The following is a 23422-nucleotide window of genomic DNA, read 5'->3' as shown; positions in this document are numbered from 1 at the left end:
CCTCCCAGCATGCATGTTGAATCAGAACTGCGATGATTTGGGAATCCCACGACTCTTATAAATCTCATCCCGCTCTAAAGGGGATGGATATCTGACATGGCGAGGCATTGAGTTTCTTGAACAAATAAGCATAAGAGTAGCTTTTGACGTTAGAACGAAATACAAATGGAGAATGCGATTTAATGTCGGAATTTTCTCGAAAGATGGAGATCTGCTCTGTGGTGTAAGCGATTGGGAAGCATTTGGAAAAATCATATATGCAATAGTTGGATTGAATTTCAAAGAACCTTTCGAATATTGCGATACATCCGATAACAATCTCAAGATTTTAAATAATTATTTATCTATTGTTGTCTCGACATTAAATCAAGTTAGGTCTTGGCGATTGTAGAGACGTATCTCTTCGAATTAGGGGCGCCGACTAAATCTCTTGGCGAGAAGCAGCAGTTCTACCCGCCCATGCCGCCGCGCGGCAGCTTGATCATGTCGCCGAAGCGGGCGCGCAGCTTGTCGTCGAGCAGCTTCGGGACGTGGCGCGGAAAGCGCTCGGCAAGGACGCGCTTCTTCTCGATGATCGCCCGCTGCAGGATGTCGGGCCGGCCCTTCTCGTTCCACTCCTTCGGCGAAAACCGGTCGCCGACGGCGGGATAGAAATATTCCGTCTGCATCAACCGCAAGGTCTGTTCGTTGCCGAGATAGTGGCCCGGTCCCTTCAGGCAGACATCGGCGATCGTGTCGATCGACAAGGCTTCGTCGGTCACCTCGATGCCGCGCACGCAGCGCAGGCAATGGCCGAGCATGTCATTGTCGATGATCAGGCTTTCCAGGCAGAAGCCGAGCAGCGAGGCATGCATGCCGGCCGATTCATAGACGAGGTTGAGCCCGGCAAGGCCGGCCATCACATCGGTGATGCCCTTCTCATAGCCCGACTGGATGTCAGGCAGTTTCGAGTCCGTCATGCCGGCGGCCGAGCCCCCCGGCAGGTCGTAGAACTGCGCCATCTGCGCGCAAGCCGCGGTCAAGACAGCCTGTTCGGCAGAGCCGCCCGACATGGCGCCTGTCCTGAGATCCGATACGAACGGCCAGGTGCCGAAGATCGCCGGATGCCCTGGTTTGATGGCGTTGACATAGACCAGGCCGGCCAGCACTTCGGCCACCGCCTGCACCACGGCGCCGGCAATCGCCGCCGGTGCCGTGGCTCCGGCCTGGCCCGCCGACAGCAGCAGGATTGGAATGCCGCCCTCGACGCAGGCCTCGAGCACGCCGCAGGCGTCCTCGGCGAACTTCATCGGCGGCACGACGAAGCAGTTCGAATTCGACACAAATGGCCGGGCGCGGAAATTCTCCTCGCCGCCGGCGATGGCATAGAGCATTTCGAGCGCCGGCTGCACGTTCTCGCGGACCGTAAATGAGGTGCCGACATGCTTGGACGTGCCCATCACGCAGGCGTAGAGCGTGTTGAAGTCCATTTCGAGCGGATCGGGAATATCGCGCGGCACCATCGGCCGCTGGAAGAAATGGATGTTGTCGAGCCCTTCGACGATGCGGGCGGCGTCATAGATGTCCTGCAGCAGCGACTCGCGGTATTCGCGCTTCTCGACATCCACCAGATGAACCGCGGCGCCTGCCGTTCCGTAGTGCACGCGCTTGCCCTGGATCACCATGTCGTGTCTGGGATCCTGGCCGTGCAAGGTGAAGTTCCGTGCCGCCTTCTTGATCGTCTCGAGCACCAGCGCGCGCGGGAACCGGATGCGGCCATCGTCGCCATAGCTGGCGCCGGCCTGGGTCAGCGCCTCGATGCAGGAAGGGATGGCGTTGGCGAAGCCGACTGTCTCGAGAAGCGTCAGTACCGCTTCGTGGATGCGCTCGCGATCATTGCCCTTGAGTGGCCCGTAGCTGCCGCCCTCGAGGCCGGCACGCACCGGCCTGATGTCGTCGGCCAGTGGCGCTGCCCGCATGGCGCGACGCGCTTCGCGTCCGCCGGAGCGGCGCGAGCGTTGATCCGCCGCCGCTTCCTGCTTTTCAACAACAGACATCGAAGCACTCCACCTTTGCTGAGAAACAGCGCGGCGGTTGGTCCACCATCGGCTGCTTCTTCCCCTTTGTGCCACGACTATGCTGCCGGCATTGGCACAGCCTATGAGCCAGCCGGTCCGGTTGCATATGCCAGCGCTAAAGGAGCCGAAGCTGCCATTGGGCGGCTCCGCTCAGTGGAATCAGGCGGCAGCGGGCCTGCGGCCGGCGGCTGTGGCCAGTTCGCGGATGCCGGGCTCGATGTGCTGCAGCGCGATCGAGGAAATGCCCAACCGCATGAAACGCGAAGGCTTTTCGGTGCGGTCGAAGAAGCGGTCGCCCGGCTCGATGATGACGCTGCGCGAGGCGGCGGCTTCGGCCAAACCGCGGGAATCGGTACCCCGCGGTCCTTCCAGCCACAGCGACGTGCCGCCGGCCGAATCGGTCGAGCGCCATTCCGGCAGGAAGGCGGAAATCGCATGGACCAGGCGCTTTCGCCGCTCGTCGAAGGCGCTCGACAGCCGCCGCACCAGCGCTTCGTGATGACCGAGCGACAGGAACAGCGCCACGGCGCGCTGGTTGTTGGCCGGCGGATGGCGCAGCATGAAGCGGCGCAGCGCCCTGAGTTCGGCGATTAGTCCAGCCGAGGCCACGATGTAGCCAAGCCGCAGGCCGGGAGCCAGCGTCTTCGACATCGAGCCGACATAGACGACACGGCCGGAGCGGTCGAGGCTCTTCAGCGCCTGCTGCGGCGCCTCGTCGAGCAACTGGCTGTCATAGCCGTCCTCGATGATGATCTGGTTGTGCCGGTTGGCGCGCGCCAGAAGGTCCTGCCGCCGCTCCGCCGACAATGGCACCATGGTCGGGCAATGATGGCTGGGGGTGACGAAGACGAAGCCGGAATCATTGGGAATAGAAGAGGTTACGATACCCGACTGGTCGACCGGCACCGGCTCGATGTCGGCGCCCGCGAGCCGGAAGATCGAGCGCGCGTCGGGGTAGCCCGGATCTTCCATCGCCACCTTGGAGCCCTTGGTCATCAGCAGCGAAGCTAGCATATAGAGCGCGTTCTGGGCGCCCAGCGTGACGATGATCTCGTCGGGATTGGCGAAGATGCCGCGCCTGGGCAGCAGCCGTGCCTGAATCTGCTCGATCAGCAGCGGATCGTCGCGGTCGACCATGTCGGACGCCCAGTTGCGGATCTCCAGCACCGCCAGCGCCATGCGGTTGCACTCGCGCCACTCGGCGGTCGGGAACAGCGCCGGGTCGAATTGGCCGTAGACGAAGGGGTAGGACGACTTGATCCAGTTCTCGTGCTTGGCTGGCGGCGGCATGTCGCTTGCGGCGATCTGCCGGCGCGCCTTCCAGTCGATCTCGTTGGCCTGGTCGGGCGCCTTCTGGTGCGGCTTGGCGGGTGTCGCCAGCACGTCCGGATTGACGAAATGGCCGCGCCGCTCGCGCGCCACCAGGAAACCCTGGTCGACGAGCTGCTGGAAGGCCAAGACCACCGTCCCGCGCGCCACGCCGAGTTTTTCGGCCAGGATCCGGCAGGAGGGAAGCGGCATCGATGCGGCGATCTGGCGGTCGAGAATGGCGGCCACGATGGCTTGGCGGATCTGCGCCTGCAGGGTCTGGCCGGATTCAGCCGAAATCCGGAACAGGCCGGACCATATCGCCGTGTCGTTTCTCTGTGGCATGGAAGATGTTCCTCGATGGCCAGCTTTTTTTGCTTGGCTGGACCATCCGAACGTAACCGTGGCACAAGGGGTTGCGCCAATCAATTTTTCTGATCTTTGGGATTTATGCCAGTGATCCTTCAAGCCCGAAACAAAGGCGCTACCCACCTCGCTGCTCGATACCCATCTCCCTGCTCGATACCCCCCTCTGCTCGATACACTGTGTCATCGCATCGTGATGCGCTGCGTCATCGCCGCGTATTGACCGGACTGAATTCGGCTCAATAGTTTCGGCGCGACGACACGCGCCGGAAACATCCGGTCTGATATGGTGCGTCCAAAACGCCAGGAGTCCCCGCCAGTGGATCAGTCAGCCTTCCAGAAACAGCTTGCCGCCCTGCGCGATCATCACGCCGCGGCGCCCGCTAGCATGCGGCAGGCCTTTGCCGCCGATCCGCGGCGGTTCGCGACATTCTCCGCCACGGACAACGAGATGTTGCTCGACTGGTCGAAATGCGCCGTCGACGCGGCGACCATGGATCTGCTGGAAAAGCTCGCCGCCGCCGCCGATCTCGAAGGCCGCCGCGCCGCCATGTTCGCCGGCAAGAAGATCAACGTCACCGAAGACCGCGCCGTTCTGCACACGGCGCTGCGGAACCTCAGCGGCAAGGGTGTCACGGTCGACGGCCAGGACGTCAAGGCGGATGTCATTTCCGTGCTCGACGCCATGGGCGCCTTCGCCGATGCCATCCGCTCCGGCAAGGCAACCGGCGCCACAGGCAAGAAGATCACCGACATCGTCAACATCGGCATCGGCGGCTCGGATCTTGGTCCGGCCATGGCGACGTTGGCGCTCGCCCCCTATCATGACGGCCCGCGTGCGCACTACGTCTCCAACATCGACGGCGCCCATATCCACGACACGCTGAAGGGGCTGTCCGCCGAAACCACGCTGTTCATCATCGCCTCCAAGACCTTCACCACGGTCGAGACGATGACCAATGCGCAGACGGCGCGCGACTGGGTGCAAAAGACGCTCGGCAAGGAGGCCGTGGGCAAGCATTTCGCCGCTGTCTCGACCGCGCTCGACCTGGTGGCCAAGTTCGGCATCGAGCAGGATCGCGTCTTCGGCTTCTGGGACTGGGTCGGTGGCCGCTATTCGCTGTGGGGCGCGATCGGCCTGCCGGTCATGATCGCCGTCGGCCCGCGGAATTTCCGCGCCTTTCTCGACGGCGCGCACGAAATGGACGAGCATTTCCGAACCGCGCCGCTCCAGAAGAACCTGCCGGCGCTTCTGGGGCTTGTCGGCTGGTGGCACCGCGTGATCTGCGGCTACCCGGCCCGCGCGGTCATCCCCTACGACCAGCGCCTGTCACGGCTGCCGGCCTATCTGCAGCAGCTCGACATGGAATCGAACGGCAAGAGCGTCACTCTTGACGGCACGCCGGTGACGACGCCGACCGGGCCTCTGGTCTGGGGCGAGCCCGGCACCAACGGCCAGCACGCCTTCTTCCAGCTGCTGCACCAGGGCACCGATCTGATCCCGGTAGAGTTCCTCGCCGCCGCCGTCGGCCACGAGCCCGATCTCAAGCACCAGCATGACCTGCTGCTCGCCAACTGCCTGGCGCAGTCGGAAGCCTTGATGAAGGGCCGCACTCTGGAGGAGGCGCGCGCGCAGATGCTGGCCAAGGGGATGAAGCCGGCCGATGTCGACCGTATCGCGCCGCATCGTGTCTTCTCCGGCAATCGGCCCTCGGTGACCATCCTCTACCGCAAGCTCGATCCGCGCACCTTCGGCCGGCTGATCACGCTCTACGAACACCGCGTCTTCGTCGAAGGAACGCTGTTCAACATCAACTCCTTCGACCAGTGGGGCGTCGAGCTCGGCAAGGAACTGGCCACCGGCCTCCTGCCTGTCGTGGAAGGCAAGGAAAGTGCCGCCAAACGCGACGCGTCGACCGCTGGCCTTGTGGGATACATCCACCAATTGCGTGGTTCGGAGTGAAAAGTTTGGCAGACATCAAGGGCATATTGTTCGACAAGGACGGGACACTTGTCGACTTCAACGCGACATGGCTCGGCGTCGCCGATTTCATGGCCATGGATGCAGCCGAGGGCGATCGCTGGAAGGCCGACAGGCTGCTTGCGGCCGCCGGCTTCGATTTCGCCAAGCGGCGCTTCAAACCCGATTCCATCTTTGCCTCCGGCACCAATCTCGACGTCGTCGAACTGTGGTTTCCGCGCCTGTCCAACGAGGACCAGATGCTGGCCGTCGCCCGTTTCAACGAGATCACCTCGGTGCAGGGCTCGGCCATGGCGGTGGCGCTGCCAGATATCGTCGACACGCTGGCTCTGCTGCACAAGCGATCCTACCGGCTTGGCGTAGCGACCAACGATTCGACTAGCGGCGCGGAGAAGACCTTGGTCACGCTTGGCGTCGCCCAGCTGTTCGACGCGGCCTATGGCTACGACGCGGTGGCCAATCCCAAACCGGCTCCCGATACGATCCAAGCCTTTTGCGATCTTACCGGGCTGAAGCCGGCGGAGATCGCCATGGTCGGTGATAACAAGCACGATCTCGAAATGGCGCGTGCCGGCGGCTGCGGCCTCGCGGTCGGCGTGCTTTCAGGCACCGGCACCCGTGAATCGCTGGCCGAGATCGCCGACGTCATCCTGGAGTCGGCTGCCGATCTGCCGGATTTGCTATCGGCACGGGTCAAAGAGACGGTCTGATCAGGAAGGCGGGGCAAGCGCAATCAATCTGGGCTTTGTCGCCAATAGTCGAACGAGTACAGGGAGTTCTTCCAGGCACTAGTCGACTGTCAGGCGGACGCAGTCGATATTCGCATTCTCGATGGCGGCCAGTTTGGTCAATAGATCCAGGCGGATCATTTCGACGGTCTGGTCTGGAAGAACACCTTCGACCGTCAACTGGATATCGTGCCAGTCCTCGACATAGCGCACGGTGACGCCTTCGACACACAGACGGTGGACGCCATGCTCGTCCGCCATTTCAGGGATATTCGAGTGTGGAAGCTCGGGCGTGTACAACGTTTCGATCAGGTCTATCCGAGGGTTGGGGCCAAGTTCGCGAAGGCGCTCGGCTAGAAAGCTGCTTCTGTTTTCGCTTTTCCCCCATTTTTGATCCGACAGAGCGCGGCGAAGCCAAGTTAGATGGTTAGGCAAGCCGTCATCTCGAACGAATGAAAATCGAGGCCATGGCCGCTTGGTGAGGCGTTCCCAGCGGCCCGCGGTGATGTCCAGGCGCCAGTCGTCGATGTTCTCGACCACGACAGGCCACGCTGGCCCGATGAGGAGACCGCCGCGAACCAGGATCGCACCACCATTTTCTACAAGTTCTGAAGAGTGCTTGTATATCCATGGCGGAGCCTCGCCTGTCGTTTCGAAGTGACCGATGCCATAACTTGTTGTGTCCAGCACGAGCACTTGCGCCTTGTCGGCCCGAATAAAGGGGTAAGATAGGTTGCCGATCATAAATATGCGGTCGTCGACAAGATTTGCCGTGTGGAAATCGGTGGGCGGAAAAACCTTATCCGAGTAGCCAAAAATCTCGGTGTGCCCCTCGGCGTCGCTCACGATCACATCATTGTAAATATAGAAATCGGCATCGTAGTGATCTTCATACTCGCCGCCGATCCTGACAAGGCGACCGTCTGGCAGCAGTGTTTCAGTGCGCCCGTACCGGCTGAAGCTCCAGCACGGCCCTACATGCTCCGAGCGTGGGCCGAGGAACGCCTTGTTCAGACCGTAACCGGTGAGACGGTGCTCAACCGCCCATGCCCAGACGGGGTTGGTCATCAGCTCCGGATTGCCGGAACCTCGACTGGGCGAACGAAACTTCGAAAACAAATTGTGGTCGATCGGAGGTGTTTTGATCAAGCTCTAGCGGGGCTAGCAAGGCTTCTATATCGAGCCGATACCCCATGATTGGACTATAGCTTGTATAGGATCGTCTGCAAGGGCGATTGTATTTGAGTCGGGATTTCAGCGACATTCCGTCTCGAAGGAAAACACCCCGCTCGGCTTGGTTGCAGTGCCCCTCGCGTCACCGAAATCCGGCACTTGATGTTCGGCGAGCAATCGCAGCCGGTGCAGCGGCAGGTCGCTGCGGCGGGGGTCGCCGACCAGCACCTCGATACCAGCTGCCAGGCAGCGATCGAGGAACGGGATAACCCGCAGGGCAACCTCGCGGCCGTAGAACACGTCACCCGCGAGAACGAGGTCGACGGCCGGCGGCGGGCCTGTGGTGACATCCTTGTCAACAAGGGCGATTTCGACGCCGTTCGCCGCCGCATTGAGGCCGATCGCGGCAACACCATTGCGGTCGATCTCGGCGGCAATCACCTCACGCGCGCCGGCCTTGGCTGCGGCGATGGCGACAAGGCCGGAGCCGGCACCGAGGTCGAGCACGCGGCGGCCGGCCACGATCTTCGGATGGTCGAGGATATAGCGCGCCAGCACGGCGCCGCCCGCCCAGGCATAGGCCCAATAGGGCGGCTGCGGTTCCGGCCTGCCATCGTCCGTATCGCCATCGTCTTCGGGGTCGACGAGGCGCCTCAATCCGCTGCCTGGGTGAGTGGTGTAAAGCTGGATTTCGGGAAGCGCCGGTACCGGGGCAAGGCGCATATTCGCCTTGATGAATTCCGTCGGATCGAGGCGGAGGCGCCGGCCCGGCACATCGTCGTCGGCGAGATCCACTATTCGCGCAAAGCCCGGCGCAGGATCTTGCCGACCGGCGTCTTCGGCAATTCCGTCCTGAACTCGATATATCTGGGCCGCTTGTAGCCGGTCAGGTTCTCGCGGCAAAAGGCGACGATGGCTTCGGCGGTCAGGGCCGGATCCTTCTTGACGATGAACAGCTTCGGCACCTCGCCCGAATGCTCGTCCGGCACGCCGATCGCCGCCACTTCGAGCACGCCGGGATGTGCCGCCACGACCTCCTCGAGTTCGTTCGGATAGACGTTGAAACCGGAGACGAGGATCATGTCCTTCTTGCGGTCGACGATCTTGGTGTAGCCGCGCTCGTCCATGAAGCCCATGTCGCCCGATTTGAAGAACCCGTCCTCGGTCATCACCTTGGCGGTCTCGTCCTGCCGGTTCCAATAACCGGCCATCACCTGCGGTCCCCTGATGCAGATCTCGCCGACCTCGCCCAGCGGCACGTTGTTGCCGTCGTCGTCGCGGATGGCGATTTCGGTCGAGGGCAGCGGCAGGCCGATTGTGCCGGTGAACTCACCGGAGCTGAACTTGTTGGCCGTCGCCACCGGTGAGGTCTCCGAAAGGCCATAGCCTTCGCTGACGGGGCAACCGGTCAGCGCCTTCCAGCGCTCGGCGACGCCCTTCTGTACCGCCATGCCGCCGCCCAGGGTCAGCAGCAGCGGCCTGAAGTCGAGCTTGCGGAAGTCCTCATTGTTGAGCAACGCGTTGAACAGCGTGTTGAGGCCCGGAAAGATGTGGATCGGATACTTGCCCATTTCCTTGACGAAGCCGGGAATGTCGCGCGGATTGGGGATCAGTATGTTCTGACCGCCCATTTGCATGCCCATAAGCGCATTCACCGTCAGCGCGAAGATATGGTAGAGCGGCAGTGCGCAGACGAGGTTGAGATGCGCCGGCTTCGGCTTGACCGTGTAGGCGTCCTGCAGCCACAGCGAATTTTGCGCGACATTGGCCAGCACATTGCTGTGCAAGAGGGTCGCGCCTTTCGAGATTCCGGTGGTGCCGCCGGTATATTGCAGGAAGGCGACATCACTGGCGGCCACCGTGGCCGGCTTGAAAGTCATGCCGCGGCCAGCCTTCAGGGCGGCATTGAACTTGACATGGCCGGGCAATGACCAGGCCGGCACCATTTTCTTGACGCGGCGCACGACCAGATTGACGATCGAGCCCTTCAGGCCGCCGAGCATGTCGCCCATGGCGGCGACAATGACGTGCTTGACCGAGGTCCTGGCGACGACCGCCTGCAAGGTGCTGGCGAAATTTTCGAGGATAACGATGGCCTGCGCCCCGGAATCCTTGAGCTGATGCTCCAGTTCGCGCGGCGTGTAGAGCGGATTGACGTTCACCACCGTGAAACCGGCGCGAGCGACCGCCATCATCGCCACGGGATACTGCAGCACGTTCGGCATCATCAGGGCGACGCGCGCGCCCTTCTGCAATCCGGTGGACTGCAGATAGGCACCGAAGGCCGCCGAAAGCTGTTCGAGTTCAGCGTAGGTGATGGACTTGCCCATGCACGTGAAAGCCGGCTGGCCCGCGAACTGCTTGCAGGCGCCGACGAGGAAGTCGCCGATGGAACTGTAGGGAAGGGCGCCGATCTCGGCCGGCATGTTCTTGGGATAGCTGTTGAGCCATGGTTTTTGCGGCAGGCCGGCGGTGAGTTCGGTGAGCGCCTTCGGCAACCGCTGGCTGGCTGCTGTTGCTGGTTTCGAGACCGGTGCAGTTTTCGCTGGTGGCGAGCTCTTCGTCATCGCGATCTTGCCGGTTCCGGCATTGCCTGTTCCGGCCTTGGTCGCGGATGCCTTTGCCGGCGCGGCTTTCGTCGCCGGCTTCTTGGCGGTGGCCGCTGCTTTTGCCGCGGGGGTATTCTTGGCGGTTTTGGTCGCCGCCTTCGCGGTCGCGGCTTTGCCCGCAGCCTTGCCTTGCCCATCGGCTCCAGCGGCTGGTTTCGAGACCGCCTTGGCCGACGCCTTCACTGGCGCCTTCGATGCTTTTGCCACCCGTTCCTCCTCGACAACCCTGGTCGCCTGTTTCTCGTTGGCCCGTGCCGCGCCGCCTCCGGATTGATGGAGACGTCCTCCGCTGCCGCTGGTTGTCCATCTATGTATTGCCTCTATCGGCGGCGGTGCAAGTCTTGCCCTTGCGGCAAGACGCCGAAAGACTTGCCGCCGAAAATCGTTCCTGCCGGCTGCACTTGGAGCCGGCATCTTTCCGCATCGATGGCCGCATGAAGACGGCGCGCGGCACCCTTGTCGCCGGCCGCCGGATCAATAAAAAAATGCGGTCGTTAATAATATCGTGAATGGAAAGAACTGCTAATTTTTTCTGCCATTTAGCGAAATCGCGGATTCTTTTTCTGCTTCCCGCGGGGTAAGCAAACGGGGTGTTCCAAAGCCGGAAAAACGGTGCTTATATGCGCGCTTCGCGAGCCTGATAGAGGGGCTTGGAAGAACATCAGGGAGTGCTCAATGAAGAAGAAATTGACTTTTGCAGCCGCGTTGCTGGCTGCAAGCGTCCTGGGAGGCGTTGCCAACGCGAAAACCCTGGTCTATTGCGCGGAGGCGTCGCCGGAAGGTTTCGATCCGGCGCCGTACACTGCGGGACAGACGTTCGATGCGTCCTCGCGTACCGTTTTCAACCGCCTCGTCGAATTCGATCACGGCAAGACCTCGGTCTCGCCCGGCCTGGCTGAGAGCTGGGCGATTTCCGACGACGGCAAGGAATATACTTTCAAGCTGCGCAAGGGCGTCAAGTTCGCGCCCACCGACTATTTCACCCCGACGCGCGACATGAACGCCGACGACGTGGTGTTTTCGTTCCAGCGCCAGGTCGACAAGAACGGCCCCTGGTTCCAGTACATACCGGGCATCGCCTATCAGTATTACAATGACCAGTTCGGCGACAACATCACCAAGGTCGAGAAGGTCGACGACCTGACGGTGAAGTTCACCCTCAAGGAGCCGGCGATCACCTTCATTCCGACGCTTGGCATGGATTTCGCCTCGATCGTCTCGAAGGAATATGCCGACAAGCTGCAGGCCGACAAGACGCCTGAACTGTTCAACCAGAAGCCGGTCGGCACCGGCCCCTTCATCTTCGTCGACTACCAGACCGACGCCGCAATCCGCTACAAGGCCAACCCGGACTATTGGGGCGGCAAGCAGAAGATCGACGATCTGGTCTTCGCCATCACCACCGATCCGGCGGTGCGCGCGCAGAAGCTGAAGGCCGGCGAATGCAACATCATGTCCTACCCGGCGCCAGCCGATATTAAAGGCCTGCAGGCTGATCCGAACCTGACGGTCGCGGAGCAGGAAGGCCTCAACGTCGGCGCGCTGATGTACAACACCCAGCAGAAGCCGTTCGACGACGTGCGCGTCCGCAAGGCGCTCAACATGGCCATCAACAAGAAGGCCATCATCGACGCCGTGTTCCAGGGCGCGGGCCAGGTGGCGATCAACCCGATCCCGCCGACCATGTGGTCCTACAACAAGAACGTGAAGGACGATCCGTACGATCCGGACGCGGCCAAGAAGATGCTTGAAGAGGCTGGCGTCAAGGACCTCAAGATGAACGTCTGGGCCATGCCGGTGTCGCGTCCGTACATGCCGAACGCGCGCCGCACCGCCGAGCTGATCCAGGCCGACTTCGCCAAGGTCGGCGTCACCGTCAACATCGTCAGCTACGATTGGGGTGAATACCTCAAGCGCGCTTCGGCGGTCGATCACGACGGCGCCGTCATCGTCGGCTGGACCGGCGACAACGGCGATCCGGACAACTTCCTCGGCGTGCTCCTGAGCTGCGCTTCCGTCGGTTCGAACAACCGCGCGGAATGGTGCAACAAGGACTTCGATGCGCTCATCAACAAGGCCAAGACGGTTTCCGATCAGGCCGAGCGCACCAAGCTCTACGAACAGGCACAGGTCATCTTCAAGGAGCAGGCACCGTGGGCGACGCTGGCCCATTCCAAGGTGTTCATGCCGATGCAGAAGACAGTCTCCGGCTTTGCGATGGATCCGCTCGGCATCCACCGCTTTGACGGCGTCGATATCGCCGAATAAGGTTCGCGAAACGGGGCGGCGCCACAGGGCGCCGCCCCACCTCGCCCGCCATGCTGCGTTACATCCTCGGCAAGCTCGCCCTCATCATCCCGACCTTCATCGGGATAACCATCCTCGCTTTCGGCTTCGTGCGCATCCTGCCCGGTGATCCGGTGCTGGTGCTTGCGGGCGAACGTGGCCTGTCGCCCGAACGCCACACGGCGCTGATGCATCAGTTCGGTTTCGACCTGCCGATCTGGCAACAGTATCTGACCTATCTGACCAACATCCTCAGCGGCGATTTCGGCACCTCGTTTTCCACCAAGACGCCGGTGCTCAAGGATTTCCTGGTGCGGTTCCCGGCCACGGTCGAACTCGCCATCTTCGCCATGATCTTCGCCGTCATCTTCGGTGTCGCCTTCGGCATCTTCGCCGCGATCCGCCGTGGCTCCTGGTTCGATCAGCTGACCATGGGCACCGCGCTCGCCGGCTATTCCATGCCCATCTTCTGGTGGGGGCTGCTGCTGATCATCGTCTTCTCCGGCATGCTGCACTGGACCCCGGTCTCGGGCCGCATCGACCTTCTCTACTTCTTCAAGCCGGTGACCGGCTTCATGACCATCGATTCCCTCATCTCGGGCCAGAAGGGCGCCTTCCGCTCGGCGGTGTCGCACCTCATCCTGCCCACCATCGTGCTCGGCACCATTCCGCTGGCGGTCATCGCCAGGCAGACGCGCTCGGCCATGCTCGAAGTGCTGGGCGAGGACTATGTTCGCACCGCGCGCGCCAAGGGCCTGGCGCCGCGCCGTGTCATCGGCCTGCATGCCTTCCGCAATGCGCTGATCCCGGTCGTCACCACCATCGGCCTGCAGGTCGGCACGCTGCTCACCGGCGCCATCCTGACCGAGAGCATCTTTTCGTGGCCCGGCATCGGCAAGTGGATGATCGACGCTATTTCCAAGCGCGACTATTTCACCGTGCAGGGCGGGTTGCTTCTGATCGCGCTGATCGTCATGTCGGTGAACCTTGTCGTCGACGTGCTCTACGCCGTCATCAACCCGCGTATCCGGGCGAATTGACATGACCAATGAAGGCCCAGCCACCATCGAAGCCGCGACCGTCGTCGAGCCGCGGGACGCGCGGCTGCAGATGTTCGCCGAATTCTGGCACTATTTCTCCATCAACAAGGGCGCGGTGATAGGCCTCGTCGTCTTCGCCCTGCTGATCCTTGTCGCCATCTTCGCGCCGCTGCTCGCCCCGCATTCGCCGGACGATCAGTTCCGCGACTTCTTCCTGACGCCGCCGGCCTGGCAGGCGGGCGGCAACGCGCAGTTCCTGCTCGGCACCGATGCCGTCGGCCGCGATATGCTTTCGCGCCTTATCTACGGTTCGCGCTTCTCGCTCGCCATCGGTTTCGTCGTCGTCACCACGGCACTGATCTCCGGCGTCATCCTCGGCTTGCTTGCCGGCTACTGCCGCGGCTGGGTCGACACGCTGATCATGCGCATCATGGACATCATCCTGGCCTTCCCGTCGCTGCTGCTCGCGCTGGTGCTGGTCGCGGTGCTCGGCCCCGGCCTCGTCAATGCCATGATCGCCATCGCCTTCGTGCTGCAGCCGCACTTTGCCCGGCTCACCCGCGCCGCGGTGATGGCGGAGAAGACCCGCGAATATGTGGTCTCGGCCAAGGTCGCCGGCGCCAGCCATCTCAGGCTGATGCTGGTCACCATCCTGCCCAACTGCATCGCACCGCTGATCGTGCAGGCGACGCTGTCCTTCTCCAACGCCATTCTCGAGGCCGCCGCCCTCGGCTTCCTCGGCATGGGCGCGCAGCCGCCGACGCCCGAATGGGGCACCATGCTTGCCGAAGCGCGCGAGTTCATCCTGCGCGCCTGGTGGGTGGTGACTTTCCCGGGCCTCGCCATCCTGATCACCGTCTTTGCCATCAACCTGATCGGCGACGGCCTGCGCGACGCCCTCGACCCCAAGCTGAAAAGGTCGTGAGCATGTCTCTGCTCGAGATCAAGAACCTCACCGTTTCCTTCGACACCGCCGCCGGACCGTTCATGGCCGTGCAAGGCATCGACCTTTCGATCGAGCCGCGCGAGGTGCTGGCGATAGTCGGCGAGTCCGGCTCCGGCAAGTCGGTGTCGATGCTGGCGGTCATGGGGCTGTTGCCCAACACCGCGACGGTCAAGGCCGACCGCATGGCCTTCGACGGCGTCGACCTGTTGAAGCTCAGCCCGTCCGAGCGCCGCAAGATCGTCGGCAAGGACATCTCGATGATCTTCCAGGAGCCGATCGCCAGCCTCAACCCGTGTTTCACGGTCGGCTTCCAGATCGAGGAAGTGCTGCGGTTCCACATGGGCATGGACCGAGCACAGCGCCGCGCCCGCGCCATCGAACTGATGAAGCTGGTCGGTATTGCCGATCCGGAAGAACGGCTGAGTTCGTTTCCGCATCAGATGTCCGGCGGTCAGTGCCAGCGCGTCATGATCGCGATCGCCATTGCCTGCAATCCGAAGCTTTTGATCGCCGACGAGCCGACGACAGCGCTCGATGTCACCATCCAGAAGCAGATCCTCGATCTGCTCGTTTCGCTGCAGGCCAAATACGGCATGGGCCTGATCATGATCACCCACAATATGGGCGTGGTGGCCGAGACCGCCGATCGCGTCATCGTCCAGTACAAGGGCCGCAAGATGGAAGAGGCCGACGTGCTGTCGCTGTTTGAATCGCCGAAGAGCAACTACACGCGCGCACTGCTGTCGGCGCTGCCGGAAAACGCCGTCGGCGACCGGCTGCCGACCGTGTCCGACATGCTGTTCGAGCCGGCCCCCTCGGTAGCGGGAGCCTCCGCATGAGCACGACGGTCCTCGAAGGCAAGAACATCGTTCGCGACTACCATATCGGCGGCGGCCTGTTCACCGGACCGCGCACCGTGCACGCGGTCAAGGGCGTCTCCTTCACGGTGGACAAGGGCAAGACGCTGGCCATTGTCGGCGAAAGCGGCTGCGGCAAGTCCACGCTCGCCCGCATCATCACCTTGATCGATCCCGCGACGTCGGGCGAATTGTTCATCGACGGCAACAAGGTCGACATCGCCAAGGGCGGACTGACGAAGGAGATGCGCCGCAAGGTGCAGATCGTCTTCCAGAACCCTTACGGGTCGCTCAATCCGCGCCAGAAGATCGGCGACGTGCTCGGCGAGCCGCTGCTCATCAACACTGACAAGCCGGCCGCCGAACGGCGCGACCTCGCCATGAAGATGCTGAAGAAGGTCGGCCTCGGCCACGAGCACTACAACCGCTATCCGCACATGTTCTCGGGCGGCCAGCGTCAGCGCATCGCCATTGCCCGCGCGCTGATGCTCAACCCCAGCCTGCTGGTGCTGGACGAGCCGGTCTCCGCGCTCGACCTGTCGGTGCAGGCGCAGGTGCTCAACCTGCTCGCCGACCTGCAGGACGAATTCCAGCTGACCTATGTCTTCATCAGCCACGACCTCTCCGTGGTGCGCTACATCGCCGACGACGTGATGGTGATGTATTTCGGCGAGGCCGTCGAATACGGCTCGCGCGACGAGGTCTTTGCCGACCCCAAGCACAGCTACACCAGGACGCTGTTTGCCGCGACGCCGCGAGCCGACGTTGCCAGCATTAAAGCGAGGTTGGCGAAGAAGAAGGCGGCCTGACCGGAGGTCAGGCACGGCCCATCCGGTTACGACAGCTTCGCAATGATTGCCCGCAGCGCCGCGCCGAACTTGTGGATCTCCTCGACTGTGTTGTAATGCACCAGCGAGGCGCGGATGGCGCCGCTGTCCATCGACAGGTTGAGGCGTTTCATCAGGCGGGGCGCATACATGTGGCCGTCGCGGATGCCGATCTGCATCTCGGCCATTTCCTCGACGATCCGCTGTGGCGACAGCTTGCCGATGTTGAAGCAGAAGGTCGGCACGCGCTCGTTGATGCGGGCGTCGTCGGCGACACCGTAGATGGTCGCGCCGCAGCCTTTCAGCACGCCCATCATCTCGCGCGCCAGCAGCAACTCATAGTCGCGAATGGAGCCCATGCCGGCGACGATGTTTTCGCGCCGCGATCGGTTGTTGGAGGGCGCGAGATTGCGGCCGATCAGTTCCAGATACTGCACGGCGGCATCCATGCCCGACACGTTCTCGTAGATGAAGGTGCCGGCCTCGACCTTGTAGGGCGGCTCGTTGGGGATGAAGTCCTCGCGGAAGGTCGGCAGGCGCTTCAGCGTTTCGAAGCGGCCCCACAGGAAACCCATATGCGGCGAAAAATTCTTGTAGCCGGAACAGACGAGGTAGTCGCAATCCCAGGCCTGCACGTCGATCAGTCCATGCGGCCCGTAATGCACGCAGTCGAGGAACACTTCGGCGCCGGCCGCATGCGCGATTTTAGCCACCGAGGCGACATCGACGATCGAGCCGATCGAGTGTGCCGTCACCGTGCAGGCCACCAAGCGAGTGCGGTCGGAGACCAGTGGACGCAAATCGTCGACATGCAGATTGCCGTCCTCGCGCATGCGCCACCACTTGAATTTGGCACCGGCGGATTCCAGCGCCAGCCACGTGGCGATGTTGGCATCATGGTCCATGTCGGTGATGACGATTTCATCGCGCTCTGCAAGCATCTGGCCGATGCCGAGGCTGACCAGGCGGATGAAGGAGGTGGCGTTCATGCCGAAGCAGATTTCCGCTGGGCTGTAGGCATTGATCAGCAAGGCGACACTCTCACGAGCATCGGCGACCGACTGGTCGACGGTGACGCTGCGGCCATAGCGGCCGCCGCGCTGCACATTGTGCGAGACCAGGTGGTTGGTCACCGCGTCGAGCACGCTCTGCGGGATTTGCGCGCCGGCGGCATTGTCCATGAAGATGAAATCGCCGGCCCGCTGCAGGGCAGGGAACATGGCGCGGATGGTGTCGACGGGAAAGCCGCCGGTGGCCTGGGGATTGCTCAAGAATATCTCCTGCGAAGTGCTTGTGGTGAGTGGCTAGAGTAATTCCAGGAAAAGTGCGTAGCGGTCTTCCGTCCGGAATTGCGTGAAAACAAAGAGTTAGAGCGGTTCGGCGGTTCCAACAAACACTGAACCGCTCTAGCGGGCTTTCTCGTCCTTGAAGCGGGCTTCAAGCAGGCTGACGAGACGAACCATCGGCCAAAGGAAGATGAGATAGACGAGTGCCGCGCCGATCAGCGGCGAGGGGTTGGCGTAGAGCGATTGCGCGTTGGTCGCTTCCTTCAACAGTTCCGGCAGCGCCACGGTTGAGGCCAGCGAAGTGTCCTTGAACATCGAGACGCAGTTGCTGGTCATCGGCGGGATGACGACGCGCACCGCCTGCGGCAGCACGACCTTGCGCAAGGTCAAGAGGAATGGCAGGCCGAGCGCCTGCGAGGCCTCGAACTGGCCGCGCGGAATGCTCTCTATGCCGGAGCGGAACACTTCGGCCGAATAGGCCGACATAATGATGGCGAACGCGGTCACCGCCGAAGCCCAGGACGACAGGCGAATGCCGAGGAAAGGCAGCGCATAGTAGATCAGGATCAGCACGACTAGGACCGGCAAGGCACGGAAGATGTCGGTGTAGCCGACCGCCAGCCAGCGCAGCGGCTTCGGCGCATAGAGTCGCAACAGGCTGATCACCAGGCCGATGGGAATGCCGATGCCGATGCTGAGCAGGCCGAGCAGCAGCGTGTTCAGGAAGCCGCGCAGCAGTGCCGGCAGGCTCGACGCGATGACGTCTGCGTTGAAGAAGGTGTCGATCAGCGACATCGGAGCATTCCCGAACGGTGTTGCGTCATCTGACGCCGGAGAGCCCGACCCGGGATCAAGATCGGCCTTGCCGAACGGATACTGGTCCCGGGAAGGTTATGCGTGAAAACGGCCGACCCTTCGGAGCCGGCACGCCTTCCGTTCTGTCGATCGCCGCTCAGGCCTTGGGCAGCGGCATTTCCTTGACGGTCGAGGAATCGGCCGGGGCGTCGCTGCCGAACCACTTCTTGTGGATGGCGGCCAGCGTACCGTCCTTCTTCATCGCGCTCAGCGCGTCGTTGATCTTGCCGAGCAGCGGATGATCCTTGGTCATCATCAGGCCGTACTGCTCGCCGGTCTTGATGCGCTGCTTGACCTTCAGGTCCTTCATCTTGGTGAAGGAATACTCCATGCCGGGAATGTCGCTGACGGCGGCGTCGATACGGCCTGCGCTGAGGTCGAGCAGCAGGTTCTGTTGCGTGTCATAGCCCTTCACGTCGCTGAAGCCGTCGGCGTCCTGGTGCGCCTTGACCCAGGTCTCGCCGGTCGAGCCCGAGAGCACGCCGACGATCTTGCCCTTGAGGTCGGCCTCGGTGTTGACGGCGCTGTCGGTCTTGGTGGCGATGCCCATGTCGGAATCATAATAGGGCTGGGTGAACGACTGCGACTTCAGCCGCTCCGGCGTGATCGTGATCGAGGAGATGGCGACGTCGATGCGCTTGGAGGTGGTCGCGGCGAACAGTGCCTGGAAGCCGAGATCGGCGATGTCGGTGGTCATGCCGGCGCGCTTGGCCGCCTCGTTGACGATGTCGACCTCAAAACCCTCGAAGGTACCGCTCTCGTTCTTGTATTCGAAGGGCGGGTTGGTCGGGTAGGCGCCGACATTGAGCACATCGGCGGCATAGGCGGTTGCCGGCCCGGCGGCGATACCGATTGCCGCTGCGAAAAGGATGAGATTGCGACGGGTCAGGTTCATTGGTGGTCCCTCTGGGGTGTTGCCTCTGTTGTTGATCGGGCGGGCTGCCCCGCACGGTTTGTTGCCGTCCCGCCTCCCAGCGGGGCGTCAATTCATGATGGCGACCATGGGCTCGAGCGTGGCTGCAATCTGGTCACCGTCGCGTAGGCATTCATGCGCGCGGCAAGGTTGGCGATGGTCTCGGTATGCGGGTTCCTGGGCGCACGCATCACAAGCGTAGCGCGCGCTGGACGATGATTGGGGCAGCACAAACGACAAGGACTGAAACCCCTCCTACCCGGAGCAGAATGATGAAATGCCCGGAACCCCTCCAGCCCGACGGCCGCCATCGATCTTGAATGCTTATCCAAAGCGCGGCGCTTTTCAAGGCAAAAGTTTTAAGCTTAAAAAAGTTGCCCGGCTTGCCGCTCGGCTGGGCGCTAGCGCGTGTCTTCCCCCGCCAGTTCGGCCCGGGCGGCGGCATAATTGGCCGCGGCGCCCGCACCGAGAAACATCGTGTCGCTGGCCAGGACGAAAAAGCTGGCGCCGACGGCTGCCCATTGGCCGACGGTCTGCGGGCTGGCGCAAAATATGCCGGAGGTCTTGTCGTGCGCGATCGTCACGCCGATGATCCTGCGGATCGCATCCGCGAGCTTGTCGGCGCCCTTCGGTCCGATCGCATCGATCGACACGGAGAGATCGCCGGGGCCGACAAAGATCACGTCGACGCCGTCGACATCAGCGATCGCCTCGATGTTGGCCAGCCCTTCAGAAGTTTCGACCTGGATCGCGACGATGGTCCGCTCATTGGCGCCCGCAAGATATTCGGGAATACGATAACCATAACCGGCCGCGCGGCCGGGTCCGACGCCGCGTTCGCCTCGTGGCGGATAGCGGGCCGCTTTCACCGCCATTGCCGCCTGTGCCGGTGTCGAGACGCGGGGCACCAGCACGCCTTGCGCGCCGCTGTCCAATGCCGCCTGGATGGCTTCGGGCGCATGTCCGGGAACGCGCACCATCGCCGGCACGCGATGCACATCGGCGGCGCGCACCATGGTTTCGATCATCTCGCGCGAGATCTGGGCATGCTCCCAGTCGATGCAGAGGAAGTCGAGGCCGGACAGCGCCATCACCTCGACCGCGACGGGGTGAGGAATGGCGGCGAAGGAGCCGACGAGGTTGGTCTTACCGATGCATTTCTGGCGGAACTCGCTCATGCCGATCCCTTTTTCATCCCGCCAAATTCATATCGGCAAACCAGCGCGAGGCGAAGCTATTTCATGCTTGAAATATTTTCGCGGAGCCGTAGCGTGCGATCTTCGCCGGGAGGTCGCGACATGAACAAAGCACATCCGTTGCATGGCTCCAACAAACTGAAGCTTGGCGTCTTCTCGACCAACGCCGATGGTGGCCTTGCCATATCGGATGTGCCGGAGCGCTGGACGGCGAGCTGGCAGGACAATCTGACCGCAGCCCGGATCGCCGACCGCGCCGGGCTGGAGTTCCTGCTGCCGATCGCTCGCTGGCGCGGCTTTGGCGGCCGCAACAAGGTACGAGAATCGTCGTTCGAGACCTTCACCTGGGCGGCGGCGCTCGGCGTGGCCACCGACCGGATCGGCCTGTTCATGACCGTGCATGTGCCGCTGGTGCATCCGCTCTATGCCGCCAAGGCGCTGGCGACGGTCGACCACATCAGCCAGGGCCGTGCCGGTTTGAACATCGTCTGCGGTTGGAACCCGAATGAGTTCGGCATGTTCGGCACGCCGCTGGTCGAGAAGGGTTATGACCAGGCGGCCGAATGGATCGAAATTCTGGAGAAGCTCTACGCGTCGGCGGAGCCGCTCGACTATGAAGGCACCTATTATCACCTCACCCAGGCGGTCAGCCGGCCGGCCAGCCTGCAGGTTCCGCGCCCGGTGACCATGAATGCCGCTTTCGGCGGCCCGGGCCGCGATTTCGCCGCCGCCCACTGCGACTACCTGTTCACGACCTTTTCCGAGATCGCCGATGCCGGCAAGCATGTCGCCGACATCGGCGAGCGGGCCGACAAGGTGGGCCGCGAGGTCGGCGTCTACACCGTGGCCCATGTCGTCTGCCGCCCGACCATGGAAGAAGCGCAGGCCTATTGTAACAGATATGCCGTCGATCTGGCCGATCACGAGGCGGTCGATGCGCATATGGCCGGCAAGAAGGAATTCTCGCAGTCGCACGACCCGCATGCCTATGACCGCTACCGCCAGCGTTTCGCCGGCGGCGCCGGCACCTATCCGCTGGTTGGAACGCCGCAGACGATTGCCGCCGAGATGGCCGCCATTGCCGCGCACGGCTATCAAGGTATCGCCCTGTCCTTCGTCAACTATACGCAGGAATTGCCCTATTTTTGCGACCACGTGCTGCCCTTGCTGAGGCAGGCCGGACTTCGCGAATAAAATATTCCGGAGAGACGAATTCTTTATTCCGGAACGACGGCGGTCGCCTGGATCTCCACCTTGGCGCGGTCTTCCACCAGCGCCACCACCTGCATGGCGGCCATGGCCGGAAAATGTCGGCCGATCACCTCGCGATAGGCCTCGCCGATCCCCTTGAGGTTGCCGAGATATTCGGCCTTGTCGGTAAAATACCAGGTCATCGAGGTGATGTGCCGTGGCTCCGCGCCGGCCTCGGCCAGCACCGCGACGATGTTCTGGAGCGTCTGCCGCACCTGGCAGGCGAAATCGTCGGTCTCGAACTGGCATTGCCCGTTCCAGCCGACCTGTCCGCCGACGAAGACGAGCCTGCCGCGCGCGGCTATGCCATTGGCGTAGCCGACCGGTTTTGCCCAGCCTTCCGGCTGCAGGATCTCGTGCATGTCGTCTCTCCGCCTATCCAATATCGGGTCCGCAATATCCGCGTTTCAAAACAATCCAATCCATCAACGCGACCTGTTCAGGCCGCGCCCATCACTTGCCGCGCGATCACCACTTTCTGGACGTCCGATGCTCCCTCATAGATGCGCAGTGCGCGAATTTCGCGATACAGGCTCTCGACGATGTGGCCTTTGCGGACACCGTCGCCGCCATGCAGTTGCACCGCTTTGTCGATCACCTCCTGAGCCTTGTCGGTGGCGAACAGCTTGGCCATCGCCGCCTCGCGCGTCACCCGCGCGGCGCCCATGTCCTTGGTCCAGGCGGCGCGATAGACCAGCAGTGCCGCCGCATCGACGTCGAGCGCCATGTCGGCGACATGGCCCTGCACCATCTGCAACTCGGCCATCGGCGCGCCGAACAATTTGCGCTCGGCCACGCGCTTGATGCTTTCATCGAGTGCACGGCGGGCAAAGCCGAGCGCCGCCGCGCCGACCGTCGAGCGGAACACGTCGAGCACCGACATGGCGATGCGAAAACCGTCGCCCGGCCTACCGATCAGCGCAGAGGCAGGCAGCCGGACCTGACCGAACGAAAGCCGCGCCAGCGGATGCGGCGCGATGACTTCGAGACGTTCGGCGATACCGAGGCCCTTGGCGTCTCCCGGCACGATGAAGGCCGAAAGCCCCTTGGCGCCCGGGGCCTCTCCCGTGCGGGCAAAGACGACATAAAGATCGGCGATGCCGCCATTGGAGATCCAGGTCTTCTCGCCGGTGAGAACGTAGCTGTCGCCGTCACGCGTCGCTGTCATCTCGGTGTTGGCGACATCGGATCCGGAGCGCGGCTCCGACAGGGCAAAGGCGGAGATCGCCTGGCCGGTGCGCGTCTTTGCCAGCCATTGCTGCTGGTCCGGCGTGCCGAACAGGCTGAGCGCGCCGGTGCCGAGCCCCTGCATGGCGAAGGCGAAGTCTGCCAACCCATCATGGCGCGCCAGCGTCTCGCGCGTGATGCACAAGGTACGCACGTCGAGCGGTCCCGGATTGTCGGTGTCGAGCGCCGTCGGCTTCAGCCAGCCGTCCTTGCCGAGCTTAGCCACCAGTTCACGGCAGGCGGCATCGACGTCATGATGATCGACGGGCAGGTTTTTCGCGCACCACGCGTCGAGGTGCTCGGCGAGGTCGCGATGGTGGTCGTCGAAAAACGGCCAGTTGAGGAAAGAGCGGTCAGGCATGTCTGCCTCCGCGGTACTTCAAGATTAGTGCTCTACGGCGCCCCCCTCTGTCCTGCCGGACATCTCCCCCTCTAGGGGGGAGATTGGCAGTGTCGGCAGCGGCGCCCTTTCTGCGACGTCGGCGGTTTGCGAAAGCATACGTGACAGCCAATCTC

19 protein-coding genes are annotated in these 23422 nt (G+C 62.7%); 8 read left to right on the top strand and 11 right to left on the bottom strand.

The window, feature by feature from the left end; all coding sequences use genetic code 11:
• Positions 1-449 precede the first annotated feature (449 nt).
• Positions 450-2036 (bottom strand): trimethylamine methyltransferase family protein, encoded by a 1587-nt coding sequence (locus LB536_RS16420; RefSeq protein WP_224594361.1) that lies wholly within the window; start codon positions 2034-2036, stop codon positions 450-452.
• 180 nt (positions 2037-2216) lie between these two features.
• A complete protein-coding gene (locus tag LB536_RS16415) occupies positions 2217-3710 on the bottom strand; it encodes a PLP-dependent aminotransferase family protein (RefSeq protein ID WP_015314107.1) in 1494 nt (497 codons plus the stop codon).
• A 340-nt stretch (positions 3711-4050) separates the two neighbouring features.
• Between LB536_RS16415 and pgi the strand changes: the two genes are divergently transcribed.
• Both pgi and LB536_RS16405 read left to right on the top strand, forming a co-directional pair.
• Entirely contained in the window at positions 4051-5694 is a 1644-nt protein-coding gene (gene pgi / locus LB536_RS16410) for a glucose-6-phosphate isomerase (RefSeq protein WP_224594358.1), read from the top strand.
• Between the two features lie 5 nt (positions 5695-5699).
• Positions 5700-6422 carry an HAD family hydrolase gene (locus LB536_RS16405; protein WP_224594354.1) on the top strand — a complete coding sequence of 241 codons (723 nt, stop codon included), beginning with the start codon at positions 5700-5702 and terminating at the stop codon, positions 6420-6422.
• 78 nt (positions 6423-6500) lie between these two features.
• On the opposite strand, the gene LB536_RS16400 is transcribed toward LB536_RS16405, so the two are convergent.
• The 3 genes from LB536_RS16400 to LB536_RS16390 all read right to left on the bottom strand — a co-directional run bounded on the left by LB536_RS16400 (position 6501) and on the right by LB536_RS16390 (position 10429).
• The gene (locus tag LB536_RS16400) at positions 6501-7508 is read right to left on the bottom strand and encodes a hypothetical protein (protein ID WP_224594342.1); all 1008 of its coding nucleotides are present in this window, start codon (positions 7506-7508) and stop codon (positions 6501-6503) included.
• Positions 7509-7694: 186 nt separating this feature from the next.
• Positions 7695-8336 carry a class I SAM-dependent methyltransferase gene (locus tag LB536_RS16395; RefSeq protein ID WP_224594386.1) on the bottom strand — a complete coding sequence of 214 codons (642 nt, stop codon included), beginning with the start codon at positions 8334-8336 and terminating at the stop codon, positions 7695-7697.
• A 71-nt stretch (positions 8337-8407) separates the two neighbouring features.
• Positions 8408-10429 (bottom strand): long-chain fatty acid--CoA ligase, encoded by a 2022-nt coding sequence (locus tag LB536_RS16390; protein ID WP_224594340.1) that lies wholly within the window; start codon positions 10427-10429, stop codon positions 8408-8410.
• A 468-nt stretch (positions 10430-10897) separates the two neighbouring features.
• Here LB536_RS16390 and LB536_RS16385 point away from each other — a divergent pair, with 468 nt between their 5' ends.
• From LB536_RS16385 to LB536_RS16365, 5 genes are all read left to right on the top strand, one after another.
• Positions 10898-12490 carry an ABC transporter substrate-binding protein gene (locus LB536_RS16385; protein ID WP_140757964.1) on the top strand — a complete coding sequence of 531 codons (1593 nt, stop codon included), beginning with the start codon at positions 10898-10900 and terminating at the stop codon, positions 12488-12490.
• Between the two features lie 50 nt (positions 12491-12540).
• The gene (locus tag LB536_RS16380; RefSeq protein WP_224594337.1) at positions 12541-13548 is read left to right on the top strand and encodes an ABC transporter permease subunit; all 1008 of its coding nucleotides are present in this window, start codon (positions 12541-12543) and stop codon (positions 13546-13548) included.
• Between the two features lie 70 nt (positions 13549-13618).
• A complete protein-coding gene (locus tag LB536_RS16375) occupies positions 13619-14473 on the top strand; it encodes an ABC transporter permease subunit (RefSeq protein ID WP_224594383.1) in 855 nt (284 codons plus the stop codon).
• A 2-nt stretch (positions 14474-14475) separates the two neighbouring features.
• Positions 14476-15333 carry an ABC transporter ATP-binding protein gene (locus tag LB536_RS16370; RefSeq protein WP_127278114.1) on the top strand — a complete coding sequence of 286 codons (858 nt, stop codon included), beginning with the start codon at positions 14476-14478 and terminating at the stop codon, positions 15331-15333.
• Positions 15330-16160, top strand: coding sequence for a dipeptide ABC transporter ATP-binding protein (locus LB536_RS16365; protein ID WP_224594320.1), 831 nt, complete (start codon positions 15330-15332; stop codon positions 16158-16160). The genes LB536_RS16370 and LB536_RS16365 overlap by 4 nt, the downstream gene beginning before the upstream one ends.
• A 26-nt stretch (positions 16161-16186) precedes the next feature.
• Here the strand turns inward: LB536_RS16365 and LB536_RS16360 are convergent, their stop codons facing one another.
• The 4 genes from LB536_RS16360 to LB536_RS16345 form a co-directional block, all read right to left on the bottom strand.
• The gene (locus LB536_RS16360) at positions 16187-17449 is read right to left on the bottom strand and encodes a cysteine desulfurase-like protein (RefSeq protein WP_224594317.1); all 1263 of its coding nucleotides are present in this window, start codon (positions 17447-17449) and stop codon (positions 16187-16189) included.
• A gap of 135 nt (positions 17450-17584) precedes the next feature.
• On the bottom strand, positions 17585-18259 hold the full coding sequence (locus tag LB536_RS16355) for an amino acid ABC transporter permease (RefSeq protein ID WP_127870695.1): 675 nt from the start codon (positions 18257-18259) through the stop codon (positions 17585-17587).
• A 157-nt stretch (positions 18260-18416) separates the two neighbouring features.
• Positions 18417-19214, bottom strand: a complete 798-nt coding sequence (locus LB536_RS16350) for an ABC transporter substrate-binding protein (protein WP_224594314.1) — start codon at positions 19212-19214, stop codon at positions 18417-18419.
• A gap of 419 nt (positions 19215-19633) precedes the next feature.
• Complete coding sequence (locus LB536_RS16345; protein WP_224594309.1) at positions 19634-20410, bottom strand: HpcH/HpaI aldolase family protein; 777 nt, start codon at positions 20408-20410, stop codon at positions 19634-19636.
• A gap of 120 nt (positions 20411-20530) precedes the next feature.
• On the opposite strand from LB536_RS16345, the gene LB536_RS16340 reads away from it, so the two are divergent.
• Entirely contained in the window at positions 20531-21622 is a 1092-nt protein-coding gene (locus LB536_RS16340; RefSeq protein WP_224594306.1) for an LLM class flavin-dependent oxidoreductase, read from the top strand.
• A gap of 23 nt (positions 21623-21645) precedes the next feature.
• On the opposite strand, the gene LB536_RS16335 is transcribed toward LB536_RS16340, so the two are convergent.
• Together LB536_RS16335 and LB536_RS16330 are read right to left on the bottom strand one after the other, a co-directional pair.
• Positions 21646-22041, bottom strand: a complete 396-nt coding sequence (locus LB536_RS16335) for a RidA family protein (protein ID WP_140810865.1) — start codon at positions 22039-22041, stop codon at positions 21646-21648.
• A 77-nt stretch (positions 22042-22118) separates the two neighbouring features.
• Entirely contained in the window at positions 22119-23267 is a 1149-nt protein-coding gene (locus tag LB536_RS16330) for an acyl-CoA dehydrogenase family protein (RefSeq protein ID WP_224594303.1), read from the bottom strand.
• Positions 23268-23422 lie beyond the last annotated feature (155 nt).

This window comes from Mesorhizobium sp. ES1-3 (genome assembly GCF_020164795.1).
Taxonomy (GTDB): domain Bacteria; phylum Pseudomonadota; class Alphaproteobacteria; order Rhizobiales; family Rhizobiaceae; genus Mesorhizobium.
This window is presented reverse-complemented; position numbering and strand designations above follow the sequence as displayed.